This is a genomic window from Arthrobacter sp. SDR-2R (assembly GCF_057747955.1).
The window spans coordinates 3,075,342-3,089,853 of record NZ_CM173231.1 but is presented as its reverse complement, the minus strand read 5'-3'; the positions used below and the strand labels follow the sequence as shown (position 1 = coordinate 3,089,853).

At 69.5% G+C, this 14,512-nt stretch carries 12 protein-coding genes; 5 read left to right on the top strand and 7 right to left on the bottom strand.

Translation table 11 applies throughout. The features are described 5' to 3' along the window. From AC3ANU_RS14315 to AC3ANU_RS14295, 5 genes are all read left to right on the top strand, one after another. Entirely contained in the window at positions 1-978 is a 978-nt protein-coding gene (locus AC3ANU_RS14315; protein WP_134164366.1) for an aldo/keto reductase, read from the top strand. A gap of 6 nt (positions 979-984) precedes the next feature. Continuing rightward, positions 985-2,010 (top strand): nucleoside hydrolase, encoded by a 1,026-nt coding sequence (locus AC3ANU_RS14310; protein ID WP_134164365.1) that lies wholly within the window; start codon positions 985-987, stop codon positions 2,008-2,010. Between the two features lie 185 nt (positions 2,011-2,195). Beyond that, positions 2,196-3,083 carry an ECF transporter S component gene (locus AC3ANU_RS14305; RefSeq protein WP_134164364.1) on the top strand — a complete coding sequence of 296 codons (888 nt, stop codon included), beginning with the start codon at positions 2,196-2,198 and terminating at the stop codon, positions 3,081-3,083. 10 nt (positions 3,084-3,093) lie between these two features. Beyond that, positions 3,094-3,882, top strand: coding sequence for an energy-coupling factor transporter transmembrane component T (locus AC3ANU_RS14300; protein ID WP_488314756.1), 789 nt, complete (start codon positions 3,094-3,096; stop codon positions 3,880-3,882). Continuing rightward, positions 3,875-5,521 carry an ABC transporter ATP-binding protein gene (locus AC3ANU_RS14295; RefSeq protein ID WP_134164360.1) on the top strand — a complete coding sequence of 549 codons (1,647 nt, stop codon included), beginning with the start codon at positions 3,875-3,877 and terminating at the stop codon, positions 5,519-5,521. Before AC3ANU_RS14300 ends, AC3ANU_RS14295 begins: the two co-directional genes overlap by 8 nt. A gap of 29 nt (positions 5,522-5,550) precedes the next feature. On the opposite strand, the gene AC3ANU_RS14290 is transcribed toward AC3ANU_RS14295, so the two are convergent. From AC3ANU_RS14290 to AC3ANU_RS14260, 7 genes are all read right to left on the bottom strand, one after another. After that, on the bottom strand, positions 5,551-7,713 hold the full coding sequence (locus AC3ANU_RS14290; protein ID WP_488314755.1) for a 3-hydroxyacyl-CoA dehydrogenase NAD-binding domain-containing protein: 2,163 nt from the start codon (positions 7,711-7,713) through the stop codon (positions 5,551-5,553). After that, positions 7,710-8,984: a thiolase family protein gene (locus tag AC3ANU_RS14285; RefSeq protein WP_488314754.1), complete on the bottom strand. Its 1,275-nt coding sequence runs from the start codon at positions 8,982-8,984 to the stop codon at positions 7,710-7,712. The genes AC3ANU_RS14290 and AC3ANU_RS14285 overlap by 4 nt, the downstream gene beginning before the upstream one ends. Positions 8,985-9,103: 119 nt before the next feature. Further along, the gene (locus AC3ANU_RS14280; RefSeq protein ID WP_144599647.1) at positions 9,104-10,438 is read right to left on the bottom strand and encodes an HRDC domain-containing protein; all 1,335 of its coding nucleotides are present in this window, start codon (positions 10,436-10,438) and stop codon (positions 9,104-9,106) included. 12 nt (positions 10,439-10,450) lie between these two features. Then, positions 10,451-11,143 carry a DUF3000 domain-containing protein gene (locus AC3ANU_RS14275; RefSeq protein WP_056393644.1) on the bottom strand — a complete coding sequence of 231 codons (693 nt, stop codon included), beginning with the start codon at positions 11,141-11,143 and terminating at the stop codon, positions 10,451-10,453. 58 nt (positions 11,144-11,201) lie between these two features. After that, on the bottom strand, positions 11,202-12,299 hold the full coding sequence (locus AC3ANU_RS14270) for a threonine aldolase family protein (RefSeq protein WP_018770752.1): 1,098 nt from the start codon (positions 12,297-12,299) through the stop codon (positions 11,202-11,204). 58 nt (positions 12,300-12,357) lie between these two features. Next, entirely contained in the window at positions 12,358-13,104 is a 747-nt protein-coding gene (locus AC3ANU_RS14265; RefSeq protein WP_018770753.1) for an SDR family NAD(P)-dependent oxidoreductase, read from the bottom strand. After that, positions 13,101-14,468 carry a DUF6421 family protein gene (locus AC3ANU_RS14260; RefSeq protein ID WP_488314753.1) on the bottom strand — a complete coding sequence of 456 codons (1,368 nt, stop codon included), beginning with the start codon at positions 14,466-14,468 and terminating at the stop codon, positions 13,101-13,103. The genes AC3ANU_RS14265 and AC3ANU_RS14260 overlap by 4 nt, the downstream gene beginning before the upstream one ends. Positions 14,469-14,512: the final 44 nt, after the last annotated feature.

The following is a 14,512-nucleotide window of genomic DNA, read 5'->3' as shown; positions in this document are numbered from 1 at the left end:
TTGACCAGTTACCGCCGCGTTGGAAAATCCGGCCTGACCGTCTCCACCGTGGGCCTTGGCTGCAACAACCTTGGCCGCGCCAATACCGCCACCGAGACGCAGGACGCCACGGACGCCGTCGTCCACGCAGCGGTGGATGCCGGCATCACCCTCTTCGACGTTGCCGACACCTATGGGCGGGAGCCCGGACTCAGCGAAACCATGCTCGGCAAGGCCCTCGGAAACAAGCGCTCCGGCGTCGTCCTGGCCACCAAGTTCGGCATGGACATGAAGGGCGGCAGCGGGCCGGACTTCGGCGCCCGCGGGTCGCGGCGCTACATCATCCAGGCGGTGGAGGCCTCGCTGCGGCGCCTCGGCACGGACTGGATCGACCTCTACCAGTTCCACACCCCGGATCCGCTGACCCCCATCGATGAGACCCTCGCGGCGCTGGACACCCTGGTCCGCAGCGGCAAGGTCCGCTACATCGGCCACTCCAACCGTTCCGGCTGGCAGATCGCCCAGGCGGAGTACGTGGCCCGCGAACTGGGCACGGCCCGCTTCATCTCCACCCAGAACCACTACAACCTCCTGGACCGCCGTGCCGAGCTTGAGGTGGCGCCCGCCGCGGAGGAGTTCGGGCTCGGTGTCCTGCCGTATTTCCCGCTGGCCAACGGACTCCTCACCGGCAAGTACTCACCGGGCCATGCCCCGGAGGGGTCCCGGCTCAGCCACACCCGCACCAACATGGTGGACGACGCCGACTGGGACCAGTTGGGCCGGTTCAGCGCCTTCGCGAAGGAACGCGGGCTGACTGAAATCGAGGTGGCCTTCTCCTGGCTTGCCGCCCAGCCCTCGGTGGCCAGCGTCATCGCAGGGGCCACCAGGCCGGAGCAGGTCAGGCAGAACGCGGAAGCGGCGAACTGGGTCCCCACGCCCGAAGACCTGGCTGACCTGGACGGGATCTTCCCGGCAGTGCCCAAGGTCGCGCTCTTCTAGGCCGCCGTGCCCGCCTACCTCCTGGATGTTGACACCGGGATCGACGACGCCCTGGCCCTTGCCTACCTGGCCGCCCTCCCGGACACGGAGATCGTGGCGGTCACGGCCTCTCCCGGCAACGTGGACGCGGACCAGGTTGCCCGCAACACCCTGGCCCTGCTGGAACTGTGCGGCAGGTCCGGGGTCCAGGTGGCGGTTGGTGCCCGCCAGCCCCTGTCCATCCCGCTGCTCACCACCCCTGAGACCCACGGACCGCAAGGGATCGGGTACGCCGTGCTGCCCGAACCCGCCGGGCGGCTCTGCGACCGGGACGCCGTGGACCTCTGGATCGAACATGCCAGGGCCAGGCCAGGCGAGCTCACCGCGCTCATCACCGCACCGCTGACCAACTTCGCCCTGGCCCTGCGCAAGGAACCGGAACTGCCCAACCTACTGGCCAAGGCAGTAATCATGGGCGGCGCCTTCTACCACCAGGGCAACACCACCCCCACCGCCGAGTGGAACACGCACGTGGATCCGCACGCCGCCAAGGAGGTCTACGCCGCGTACCGGGGAAGGCCGCTGGAGAAACTCCCCATCGTCTGCTCCCTCGACACCACCGAACGCATGGAACTGCACCCGGCCCACGTCACGGCGCTGGCCCGGGCCGCGGGTGCCGGCGTTCCCGAACTGCTGCTCCCGGAACAGCCGGAAGGGCGGCGCAGCACCTCCGACAACACCCTCATCAGGCACCTTTCAGATGCCCTGCGGTTCTACTTTGAATTCCACCGGCTCTACGACCAGGGATACCTGGCCCACGTCCACGACTTCTTCGCCGCAGGAGTCGCGGCAGGCACGCTCGAGTACACGGCGCGGACCGCCACCGTGGACGTCGAAACGGATTCGCCGCTCCTGGCGGGAACCACTGTGGCCGACTTCCGCGGGCTCTGGGGCACACCCCCAAACGCCAGGATTGTCGACAGCAACAACCCGGAGCAGGCGTTCCGCGAACTCGTGTCCGCCATCGGAAGCCTGGCCCGCCGGGTTGGCTGACAGGGCAGGGGCGGACCCGTCATGACCGGGCCACCCGGCACGGGACGCTGCCGGACGATGGCCGGTAGAATGGGCCACGGACCGGCCCGGCGCAGTTGCCGCCGGCTGCTGCCGAGGTGACATAGGCAGCCACACTCCGGCCCGGCGCTGCCGGGCCACTGCCTGCACCCAAAGGAACATTCCCCATGTCATCGCCCTCTTTGACGCTTCCGTCCCAGGAACGCCCGGCGGCCCGCCGCCGGCTGCTGGAGATCCTCGGCGCCCTGGCCATCGCGGCCACCTATGTCTACCTGGTGCTCAACCAGCCGGCAGACATCACCGGAGGTCCGGGCAGCGCATCGGCCCTGATCGCCCTCACCGGCTTCCTGGCAGGCGCAGTCCTGCTGATCGTCGCCTTCCTGCCCACGCTGCCCGCGTCCACCCTGGTGCTCATTCCGGTGGCCCTGGTCCTGAACATCGTGCTCGGCCAGTTCGTTGGCAGCACCCTGGTTCCCTTCTACCTCGACGCCATCGGCACGGTGTTGATCGCGGTCCTGGCCGGCCCGGCCGCCGGTGCCGCTACCGGAGCGCTCAGCAGCATCGTCTGGTCCTTCTTCAACCCCACGGTGCTTCCGTTCGCAGCCGGCGCCGCGCTCATTGGCTGCCTGGCCGGGCTGGCAGCACGCTACGGCCTCTTCCGCCGCTTCTACCTGGCTCCCGTGGCCGGTTTCGCCACCGGAATCATCGCCGGCGTGGTGTCCGCCCCGGTGGCCGCCTTCGTCTTCGGGGGCACCTCCGGCGTGGCCACGGGGGCCATCGTCAGCGCCTTCCGGGCCATGGGGGACACCCTCCTGGCCGCCATCACCAAGCAGGCACTGATCTCCGACCCTATGGACAAGGCCATCGTGTTCACAGTCGTGGCCATCCTGGTCTATGCGCTGCCCCGCAGGGCACGCCTGCAGTTCCCTTTCGTGCGGCGCCACCGGGTCCTGGCCGGCAACACCCCCGTGGAGGCCGCGGCTGACGCTCCCGCACAGGGGCCCGGGCACGGTCCCGCGCAGGGCACCTCCCCGGATTCTGCACGGAAGGGCTGACCGCAACGCTGTGACGGCACCATCGGCAGGCAGGACGGCAGCGCCGGCCAGGCGGGAACGCCTTAACCCGCTGACGTCGCTGACGGCTGCCGCGGCCACGGCGGCCATTACGACGGCGGCCGGCACCTGGCCGCTGTCCCTCGCCGTGGTTGCCGCCTGCCTTGGCCTGTCCGTGGCGGGCGGCACGGCCCGGCGGGTGCTCCCGGCGGCTGCGGCAGTCCTGGTCCCGCTTGGCCTGTCGCTGCTGTGGCTGCACGGACTGTTCTTCCCGGAGGGCAGGACCGTCCTGGCAGAGTGGGGACCTGCCCGTATCACCCAGGAGGGCCTGGCCTTCGCCGGGCAGCGGTTCCTGCAGCTGGCGGCCGTGGTCCTGGCCCTCCTGCTGTTCTCCTTCAGCGTCCGCGTGCCCGACCTCGTGGCGGCCTTGTCCGCCCGCGGCGTACAGGGCCGGTTCGCCTTCGTCCTGGCGTCCACCCTGACCCTGCTGCCGGCCATCGCCGCCCGGGCGCAGCGGATCCGGCAGGCCCAGGAATCACGCGGCCTGGTGGTCTCCCGCAGCCTGGTGTCCAGGCTGGGCGCGTTCCGGCTGCAGGCCGTTCCGCTGGTCCTCTCCCTGATCGATGATGCCGGCACCCGTGCTGCCGCCCTGGAAGCCCGGGGACTCAACAACACCTGGCCGCGGACCAGCTACCGCGAGGTGGCTGATTCCGGCCGGCAGCGGACAGTACGCATCGTGCTGGTGCTCGCTGCCCTGGCGGCAGTGGTTCTCCGGGTAGTGCAGGCGGGCGCAGGTGGCTGAGCCCATGGTGTCCCGCGGCCAAAGCAATGCCAGTGATGCGGGCAATGCCAGTCATGCCAGTAATGCGGCCACGTCAGGCAGGCCGGTGCTGGCCGCCGGGATCCGGCACTTCACCTTCCACGACGGGCAGGTCCCGGCCCTGCAGGATGTCGCCATATCTCTTGCACCGGGCTCTTTCACGGCCATCCTGGGCGCCTCCGGAAGCGGGAAGTCCACCCTGGGCCGCCTGCTGGCCGGTTGGCTGCCTCCGGGCGGCCACGGATCGCTGGCAGGGTTCCTTGAGTTGTCCGGCACGCGCCTGGAGTTTGCCGGCGGCGCGGGGGACCCGCGGATCGATCCCGCCCAGTGGGGCCGCCACGTGGGCTTTGTCCCCCAGGACCCCGGCGCCGTGCTGTCCACCGTCCGCGCCACGGTGGCGGAGGAACTCGCGTTTGGACTGGAGAATGCCGGTACGGGGCGTGGTGACATGCAGGCGGCGGTGCAGCGCACGGCCGGGCTGCTGGGACTTCAGGGCCTGCTGGACCAGGACCCCGGGACGCTTTCCGGTGGCCAGCTCCGCCGGCTGGCCATCGGCTGCGCCATCATCGCCGGACCTCCTGTGCTGGTCATGGACGAGCCCTTCGCCTCCCTGGACGCGGCAGGGGCGGAGGGTCTTGCCACCCTGGTCCTGGACCTGCTGAAGCGGGGTACCGCCATCGTAATCCTCAGCCAGGTGGTCGACCCCCTGCTCCTGGACGCAGACACATGGGTGGTACTGGCTGGGGGCATGGTCACGGCAGCGGGGCATCCCGCCGGTATGGGAGCGGGGCATGCCAACGATGGCGGTGTCCCGCCAGTGCTGCCCCGGGCAATCAGGCGTCCTGCCGTGCCGGAGTCCGCGGTACCGCCAAGGCGGCCTGCAGCCCGGCAGGCGGGGCCGGCTGCCCTGCAGCTCCGCGGCGTCTCCTTCGCGTACCCGGACCCGCAGGTTCGCGGAAAAGAAAGCCGCAGAAGATGGGGCAGGGCGGCACCGGCGGGCGGCCTGAACACAGGCACCCCAGTGCTGCAGGACATCAGCCTGCAGATCCACCCGGGGGAGATCGTGGCGGTCACCGGGCCCAACGGCGCCGGAAAATCGACGCTCCTGCGGCACTTCAACGGGCTGCTGCGACCCACCGCGGGAACTGTCCTGGTCAGCGGCAGCGACATCTCAAGCGACCCCGTCGGACGGACCGCTGCATCCGTGGGCCTGTTGTTCCAGCAGCCCCGCGACCAGCTGTTTGAACGGACCGTACTGCGGGAGGTCAGCTTCGGGCTGGAGCGATTGGTGGGCCGGGACATGGTTGCCGGCCGCGCCGCCGCGGCGCTTCAGGCCGTCGGGCTGGCGGAGGCCGCCGACGAGCACCCCGCCGAGCTGCCGGCGTCCGCCCAGCGCCTCCTGGCGCTGGCCACCGTCCTGGCGCGCAGGCCCGCCGTCCTGGCGCTGGACGAACCTACCGTGGCACTGGACGGGGACGGGCTGGCCCTGCTGGACGCCGCCGTCGGATCGGCAGCAGCGGCGGGCGCCGCCGTCGTGCTGGTCACCCATGACCTGGGCTACGCACGGACGGCGGCGCACCGGCTCCTGACGCTCGACGGCGGCCGGCTGACCCCGGCCTGACAGGCAGCACCCACCGTCCTGGCTGCCGGTTACCCTGCGGCGGGGGACGCGACGCCCGGTGCCAGGAAACGCCTGCCGTTGACCCGCTCCGCGGCCCCCACCCGGTCCAGGTACGGCGTGATGCCACCCAGGAACATGGGCCAGCCCGCGCCCAGGATCATGCACAGGTCGATGTCCTCGGGTCCGGCGACGACGCCCTCGTCCAGCATGAGGCCGATTTCCTCAGCCAGGGCATCCTGGACGCGGTGCAGCACCTGCTCCGCCGTGGACGGGCTGGAGCCAAAGGACAGCAGCTCAAGCGTGGACTGGGGGATGGTCCGCGAACCGTCCGGGGCGGTCTCCCACAGTGCTTTGACGTTGTTGTCGATGAGCTTCTTGAGGTTATCGGAGACCGGGAAGCGGTCGCCGAAGGCGGCGTTCAGGGACTCCTGGACATGCTGCGCAACGGGCAGGCCCACCATGGCCAGCAGCGTGAACGGCGTCATGGGCAGCCCCATGGGCCGCAACGCGGCGTCCGCCACCTCCGCCGGGGTGCCCTCGTCGAAGGCCGCCGTGACTTCCCCCATGAGCCTCAGCAGGATGCGGTTGACCACGAACGCGGCCGCATCCTTGACCAGCACGCCGTTCTTCTTCAGCGCCTTGGCCAGCTCGAAGGCGGTGGCCAGCACGGCATCGTCCGTGCGCGGGGCGCGGACGATTTCCAGCAGCGGCATCACAGCCACGGGATTGAAGAAGTGGAAGCCCACCAGCCGTTCGGGATGCTGCAGGTCCGCGGCCATTTCCGTCACGGAGAGCGAGGACGTGTTCGTGGCCAGGATGCACTCCGGCGCCACGATGCCTTCCAGCTCGGCGAAGACCTGCTTCTTGATGTGCAGTTCCTCGAAGACGGCCTCGATCACGAAGTCGGCGTCAGCGAAGGCGTCCTTTGACACCGAGCCCGTCACCAGCGCCTTGGTCCGGTTGGCCGCGTCCTGGCTTAGGCGCTGCTTGGCCAGCAGCTTGTCCACCTCGGCGTGGACGTACGCAACGCCTTTGTCCACGCGCGCCTGGTCGATGTCGGTCAGGACCACGGGCACCTTCAGCTGGCGGGCAAAAAGCAGGGCCAGTTGGCCGGCCATCAGTCCGGCGCCCACCACGCCCACCTTGGTGACGGGCCGGGCCAGCTTGCGGTCAGGGGCGCCGGCCGGGCGTTTGGCACGCTTCTGCACCAGGTCGAGGAAGGCGTAGACGGTGGAGCGGAACTCATCCGTCTGCATCAGCCCGGCCAGTGTTTCGCATTCCAGCGCGGCGGACTCCGCCGCTGTCATGGTGCGGTTGGCCTCGAGGATGTCCAGGACCTTGGCGGGGGCGGGGGAGGCATTGGAGGTCTTGGTCTCGACGAAGGCCCGCCCAGCGTCCACCGCGGCGGCCCAGCGGGTTGCCGCGTCAGGGGAGGAAGGGTCGACGGCGTTGGCCCGCTCCGGGACCACCTCACCGGAGATGACACCGGCCGCCCAGGCCAGCGACTGTTCCAGGAAGTCGGCAGGCTCGAAGAGGGCGTCGGCGATGCCCATGCCGAATGCCTGCGCACCGGTGAGGGGGCGGTTGTTGCTGAGCGGGTTTTCGATCATGACCTTTACGGCATTTTCCGGGCCCACCAGGCGGGGAAGGATGTAGACGCCGCCCCAGCCGGGCACCAGGCCAAGGAAGGCTTCCGGAAGCGCCAGGGCACCCGCCCCCGTGGACACCGTGCGGTAGGTGGACTGCAGGGCGATTTCCAGGCCGCCGCCCAGCGCGGCGCCGTTGATGAAGGCGAAGCTGGGGACGCCAAGGTTTGCCAGGGTTGCATAGACGTCGTGGCCCAGCTGTGCCATCCACAGCCCGTGCTCACGCTTTTCCAGCGACTTCACGGCGGAGAGGTCCGCGCCCGCCACCAGGTAATGCGGCTTGCCGGTCACCCCGACGCCCACAATCTCGCCACGGGCCGCACGGTCGCGCAGGCCCTCCAGGACGGTGCCGAGCTCCACCAGGGTGTTGGGGCCCAGGGTGGTGGGTTTGGTGTGGTCCAGGTCGTTGTCCAGGGTGACGAGGGCAAAGGTGCCCGGGCTGGGCCTGCCCGCCGTGCCTGGCAGGGCGATGTCCTGCACATAGGAGTGGGTCACGGTTTCGTTGGGGAAAAGGTCCGCCAACTTGCGGTAATCTGCGGCGCTCATGCCATGGCTCCTTCGGAAACGGCGGCGGTCTTCCCGGAGGGGGTTCCGCTGTAGTCGGGGTGGTGCGGGTTCTCCCAGATCACGGTGCCGCCCATGCCAAGGCCCACGCACATGGTGGTGATCCCGTACCGCACGGAGGGGTCCTCTTCGAACTGGCGGGCCAGCTGGATCATCAGCCGGACACCGGAGGAGGCAAGGGGGTGCCCCACGGCGATGGCGCCGCCGTACCGGTTGACCCGGGGGTCGTCGTCGGCGATGCCGTAGTGGTCAAGGAAGCTCAGGACCTGGACGGCGAACGCCTCGTTGATCTCGAACAGGCCGATGTCCCCGATGGTCAGCCCGGCGTTCTTCAGTGCTTTCTCGGTGGCCGGGACGGGGCCGATGCCCATCACCTCGGGCTCCACCCCCGCATAGGCGTAGCTCACCAGCCGCATCTTCACGGGCAGCCCCAGCTCTGCGGCGGCCTCGGAGGAGGCAAGGACAGCGGCGGTTGCGCCGTCGTTCAGGCCGGCGGCGTTTCCGGCAGTAACCCGGCCGTGGGCCCGGAACGGCGTGCGCAGGGCGGCCAGGTCGTCCATGGTGGTGCCCGGGCGCGGCGGTTCGTCCTTGCTGTGGACGGTCCAGCCCTCGCCCGGCTTCCGGGCGGCAACGGGAACCAGGTCCGGCTGGATCCTGCCGTCCCGGTAGGCGGCTGCCAGCTTGTCCTGCGAGGCCACCGCGTAGGCATCGGTGCGCTGCCTGGTGATGGCGGGGAAGCGGTCGTGCAGGTTCTCGGCCGTGTTTCCCATGTTCAGGGCTGCCGGGTCCACCAGCCGCTCGGACATGAACCGGGGGTTGGGGTCGGCGCCGGAGCCCATGGGATGGTGGCCCATGTGTTCCACTCCGCCGGCAACCACCACGTCGTAGGCGCCGAATCCGATGCCGCCGGCCGTGGTGGTGACGGCCGTCATGGCACCGGCGCACATCCGGTCGATGGCGAAGCCGGGGACCGTCCGGGGGAGACCGGCCAGCAGCGCGGCGGTCCGGCCCAGGGTGAGGCCCTGGTCGCCGGTCTGGGTGGTGGCGGCAATGGCCACCTCATCAATCCGCTCCGAAGGCAGGGACGGGTTGCGGCGAAGGAGGCCGCGGATGCACTTCACGATCAGGTCGTCGGCCCGGGTTCCGGCGTAAATTCCTTTCTCGCCGGCCCTGCCGAAGGGTGTGCGGATGCCGTCCAAAAAGACGACGTCGCGGACAGTGCGCGGGGATGCGCCGCTTCCGTGCTGGCTCACGTGTAACTCCTCATCGAGACGTAGCGCCGGGCGCATGCCGGAGTGCGGCACTCACCTGGCGTCGGTCACACCGATGTTACTCGTGAGTAACTTAGCCTGCAAGGGCTGACGCGAAAAGGTTATTGGCCGGCCGCCGCAGCGGCCTGTTTGGGTTCCTTGGGTGGAAGCGGCTGCGGGTCCAGGAAGGCGGCGGAGATCAGCGGAGCCGTGAGTTCCACCTGCCACGGGCGGGCGCCCAGGGTCCGCAATTCCGCGGAAATCGAGTCTTCAGTGACGTCCGCGGGCGGCCGCCAGGCCACGCGCCGGAGGTAGTCGGGCGTCAGGAGGTTCTCCAGCGGGAGGTTCAATTCCTCGGCTTTCGCCTGGAGCAGGGGCCGGGCCGTGGCCAGGCGGGCAGCGGCTTCCGGATCGCGGTCGGCCCAGACCCGCGGCGGCGGCGGGGCGTTGGTGGCCAGGTGCAGGGGTGGCAGGTCCTCCAGGTCCCGGGCGGCCGCGATGCAGCGCAGCCACCGCGGCGCTTCGCGCTGGGCAGCGCGCCCGTGGAACCCCTTGGTGGTGAGCAGCTGTGGGACGGTGGCGGGCATGGCCTTCGCCGCGGCGACGAGGGCCGAGTCGGGGAGCAGCCGGCCCGGTGCCACATCGCGTTTTTGCGCCAGCGAGTCGCGTTCCAGCCACAGTTCGCGGACTGCGGCCAGCTGGCGGCGGTCCCGGATCTGGTGCAGGCCCGAGGTCTTCCGCCACGGGTCAACGCGCGGGGGAGCGATGCCCGCTGCGAGGATTGCCGCAAATTCCTGCTGGGCGTACTCCAGTTTCCCGTCCGCCTCCAGCAGCTCGATAAGTTCCTCACGCAGTTCGGTCAGGACTTCCACGTCCAGGGCGGCATAGCGCAGCCAGGGCTCCGGCAGGGGCCGGGTGGACCAGTCGGCCGCGGAGTGTTCCTTGGCAAGCCCGAATCCCAGCAGCTGCTCGATGACGGCGGCCAGGCCTACCCGGGGCAGCCCGGCCAGGCGCGCGGCGAGTTCGGTGTCAAAGAGCTTGTCCGGCCACATCCCGAGCTCGGAAAGGCAGGGCAGGTCCTGGGTGGCGGCGTGCAGGATCCATTCGACGCCCCGCAGGGCGTCGTTGATGATGTCCAGGTTCTCGAACGGTTCGGGATCGATCAGCCAGGTTCCGGCGCCCTCGCGGCGGATCTGGACCAGGAAGGCGCGCTGTCCGTAGCGGAAACCTGATGCGCGCTCGGCGTCCACGCCGGCGGGTCCGGTGCCGGCGGCAATGGCCGCGGCACACCGCTCCAGGCCGGACGCAGTTTCGATGACCAGCGGAACGCCGTCCCGGGGGGAGTCAAGGTCGATGATTTCGGGGATGGGGCTGTCAAAGCCCTCCACCGTGATGTGGGATGCGGCAGCAGCAGCCGGGACGCCGGCCGTGGTGTTTTCCGGAATGTTTGGGGTCATGATGCCCCCAGTTTACCGGGCTGCCCCATAACCGTTCTGCTGGCTTCGCCGACGGGGTGGGAGTGCGGTGACGCCGTCGGGGAGCGGCGGCAGGCCGGCGAACGTGCACACCATGTCGGACCAGGCCTCAAGGTGGGCCTGGACGTCGGAGGAAGCGGGCGTCCAGGAGGCCCGGAGTTCGATGTCGATGGACCCGGGCCGCCCGGCCAGTGTCCCGAAGCTTTCGGAGAGGACGCGGGTGGCGGTGCCGCCGGCTGCCCGGTATGCCGCCTTGTGGTTTTCCAACGCCTCCACCAGCCAGGTCCACGCCACGGTTCCCAGCATCTGGTCGTTGCCCATTTCCGGTTCCAGCTCTGCACGGATGTAGGTGACAATCCGGAACTCGCCGTCCCAGACCGCCGAGCCATCCGGATCGTGCAGCAGGATGAAGCGTCCGGTGGCCAGCTCCGTTTCGTCCTCGTCCGCCGGTCCCGGGGCGGCCGTTCCGGATGCGGCGGCAAACGCCATGGCCGCAGGTCCGTGGACCGGCGTGGCCGGGGTTGCGGCGCCCGGTGCCATCACCTCTGCGCCCAGCGCGACGGCGAAGGGTGCCAGCCGCGCGGGGGCTGGGATCTCCGCGAGGCGAAGTTCCTTCCGGCAGCGGGCTTTTCTGAGGGTTCCCAAGGCGTGGAGAAAATCCGGGGGAACCTGGTCCAGTGCGTTCACCTTGGCAGATTACGGGGCGGGACGGGCCGGGGCAGGAAGGCTCGCCGTCGGCGGCCGCTCACCCGGCCTGGCCGGCGCGGTATTCCCGGAGCTCATGGCGGATCGCGGCAGCAAAGGTATCGACGTCCTCCTCCGTGGTGTCAAAGGAACACATCCACCGGACTTCCCCTTTCGCCTCATCCCAGTCGTAGAACCGGAAGGACTTGCGCAGACGGTCCGCCGTGCCGGGGGGCAGGATGGCGAAGACTCCGTTGGATTCGGTTTCCTGGGTGGGCCGGACGCCCTCAATGGTGTCGACGGCGGCACGCAGCCGGGTGGCCATGGCGTTGGCGTGTGCGGCCGAGCGCAGCCACAGGTCGCCTTCCAGCAGGGCGATGAACTGGGCGGACATGAAACGCATCTTGGAGGCCAGCTGCATGTCCATCTTGCGCAGGTAGACCAGGCCGTGGGCGGCTTCCGGGTTCAGTGCCACCACTACTTCGCCGAAGAGCAGCCCGTTCTTGGTGCCGCCGAAGGAGAGGATATCGACGCCGGCGTCCCGGGTGAAGGCGCGCAGGGGCACGCCCAGGTGGGCTGCCGCGTTGGCCAGCCGCGCCCCGTCCATGTGCAGCTTCATGCCCCTGGCGTGCGCGTGGTCGGCGATGGCACGGACTTCTTCCGGCGTGTAGCAGGTGCCCAGTTCCGTGGTCTGGGTGATGGAGACGGCGAGCGGCTGGGCTCGGTGCTCGTCACCCCAGCCCCAGGCCTCCCGGTCGATCAGTTCAGGAGTCAGTTTCCCGTCCGGCGTGGGCACGTGCAGGAGTTTGAGGCCGCCGATGCGTTCCGGTGCCCCGTTCTCGTCCATGTTGATGTGGGCGGTGGAGGCGCATACCACGGCACCCCAGCGGGGGAGCAGGGACTGCAGCGACAGGACGTTGGCGCCGGTGCCGTTGAAGACGGGGAAGCATTCGATGCCTGGGCCGAAGTGGTCAACCATCAGTTCCTGCAGCCGCGCGGTGTAGTCGTCTTCGCCGTAGGAGACCTGGTGTCCGCCATTGGCTGCGGCAAGGGCCGCCAGGACTTCCGGGTGGACCCCGGAGTAGTTGTCGGAGGCAAATCCGCGCACGTTGGGATCATGCAGCCGTAGCGCCGCACGGGTTTCTGCTGTGGTGGTCATAGGGTTGCTCACGCTTTCAGTTTAGGTACTGCCACGCCAGGCAAGGCCAGACAGGCGGTCAGTCCGCCAGCCGGAGCCGGGCGCCGTTGAGTTCGGCGGACGGAGTGGTGAAAAGCCGGACGACGGCGGCAGCCAGGTCAGTTACGTCCGTTGCCCCCGGGAATTTCCGCTGGGGATGGGCGCGGCGCAGGTCATCGTCCACCAGCGCCTTGACCACCAGGATGGTGGCGGCCGCCGGGCTCCCGCTGCTCCCGGAGGCCTGGCGGAAGCCATCGGCCATGGCCATGGTCCAGGTTTCCGCGGCGGCCTTCGCCGCCACGTAGCTGGCGACCGCTGCGGCGGGCTGATCCAGGGCAGTGGATGAAACCATCGCAAACCTTCCCGACGTGGAGGCGGCGATGTCGTCGAAAAAGACGCGTGACACGTTGCGCAGCGTGGTGATGGCGCCGCGTTCCAGGAAGTCCCAGTCGTCGTCGGACTGGTCCGCGATGCCCTTGGCCCCGCGCCAGCCGCCCACCAGGTGGATCACGCCGTCCACCGCCCCCAAGGCGCCGGTGACGTCGTCGCGCAGCCGCCGGACGTCCGCCAAAACCGCCAGGTCGCACGCAAAGGGACTGACGCCGTCGCCCGCTTTCCGCGCTGCCTCCGTGATCCGGGCCTGGTCGGAGCCCGCCGTGGCCACCCGGTGCCCCGCGGCGGCCAGTGCCCGCGCCACGGCGATTCCCGACGCGCCGCTGCCGCCGGCCACCAGGACAGTGAGCGGCCGGGCGGAGGGCGCGCCCCCGGCCGGACCGGCGCTGCTCACAGCGCGGAGCGGCCGGTGATGCCGGCAGTGGATTCGATGACCGGGCGCATTTTCTTCTCAAGGGCTTCGTAGAACATGGACAGCGGGAATTCGTCGTCCAGCACCTGGTCCGTCAGGCCGCGCGGAGGTCCGTCCAGCGGGAGGGCCTGCGGACCCTTTGCCCAGACGGATGCCGGGTGGGGGGTGACCGTTCCGGAGATCAGCTGGTACGCGGCGAGCCAGTGGGCCGTTTTGGGCCGGTCGATGGAGCGCCAGTACAGTTCGTCGATCCTGGCGCCGAGGGCGATGACGGCCTCTGCCACCTGGTCCCAGTCGATGCTGAGCCTGCTGTCCGTCCAGTGGAGCACGTGCTGCTGGTGCAGCCAGGCGAACAGCAGCTGGCCGCCCAGGCCGTCGTAGTTGCGGACCCGGGTGCCGGTGATGGCGAAGCGGAAGATCCGGTCGAAGATGATGGCGTACTGGACCAGCTTCGCGTGCCTGCGTGCCTCCGGGCCGGCGTGGTCGTCTTTCTCAATCCGGACGGATTCGCGGAAGGCCGTGAGGTCGCAGCGCAGTTCTTCCAGCGAATACAGGAAGTAGGGCATCCGCTGCTTGATCATGAACGGATCGAACGGCAGGTCTCCGCGCATATGCGTCCGGTCGTGGATCAGGTCCCACATCACGAAGGTGGCCTCGGTGAGGTCCTGGTCCGCGAGCAGTTCCGCGGCGGCCTCCGGCAGCTCCAGGGCCGTGATCTCCGCGGCGGCCTTCAGCACGCGGCGGAACCGGGCGGCTTCACGGTCGGCAAAGATGGCGCCCCATGTGAACGTGGGGGTCTGGCTGACGGCCACAGTCTCGGGGAAGAGAACGGCCGAGTTCGTGTCGTAGCCGGGAGTGAAGTCGACGAACCGGATGGGGACGAACAGCTTGTTCGAGTAGTCCCCGGCCTCCAGTCCGGCGATGAATTCGGGCCAGATGACCTCCACCAGCACAGCCTCCACCAGCCTGTTGCTGCTGCCGTTCTGGGTGTACATAGGGAACACCACAAGGTGCTGCAGCCCGTCGCGGCGGTGCTCCTGCGGCTGGAAGGCCAGGAGCGAGGAGAGGAAGTCGGGGACAGGAAAGCCGCCGGCGGCCCATGCCTCGAAGTCTTTGCAGGCGGCGTCCAGGTAGTCGGCGTCGTGCGGAAAGGCGGGGGCCAGGGCCCGGATGGCGGCCACAATGGCATCCACGTACTGCGCTGCCTCCCCGTGGTCCGCGGGGTTGGGGACGGACCCGTCCTGGACCTGGAGCGCCTGCAGTGCGGTGGCGGCGGCCTTGAGCCGGAGCCAGTCGTGGTCCTGTGCGGAAATCCCGGTGACGGCGGTGGTCAGGGTCTCTGTCATCGTCGGCTGCCTTTCTGGTTGCTTGCTTCTCCGGTGAGCGTAAC

Excerpts from the sequence above, each read along its gene's own strand:
- AC3ANU_RS14270 (WP_018770752.1), bottom strand. The coding sequence starts at position 12,299 with ATGACCACCACAGCAGAAACCCGTGCGGCGCTACGGCTGCATGATCCC.
- AC3ANU_RS14290 (WP_488314755.1), bottom strand. The coding sequence starts at position 7,713 with ATGAGCGCCGCAGATTACCGCAAGTTGGCGGACCTTTTCCCCAACGAA.
- AC3ANU_RS14305 (WP_134164364.1), top strand. The coding sequence starts at position 2,196 with ATGTCATCGCCCTCTTTGACGCTTCCGTCCCAGGAACGCCCGGCGGCC.
- AC3ANU_RS14260 (WP_488314753.1), bottom strand. The coding sequence starts at position 14,468 with ATGACAGAGACCCTGACCACCGCCGTCACCGGGATTTCCGCACAGGAC.
- AC3ANU_RS14280 (WP_144599647.1), bottom strand. The coding sequence starts at position 10,438 with ATGACCCCAAACATTCCGGAAAACACCACGGCCGGCGTCCCGGCTGCT.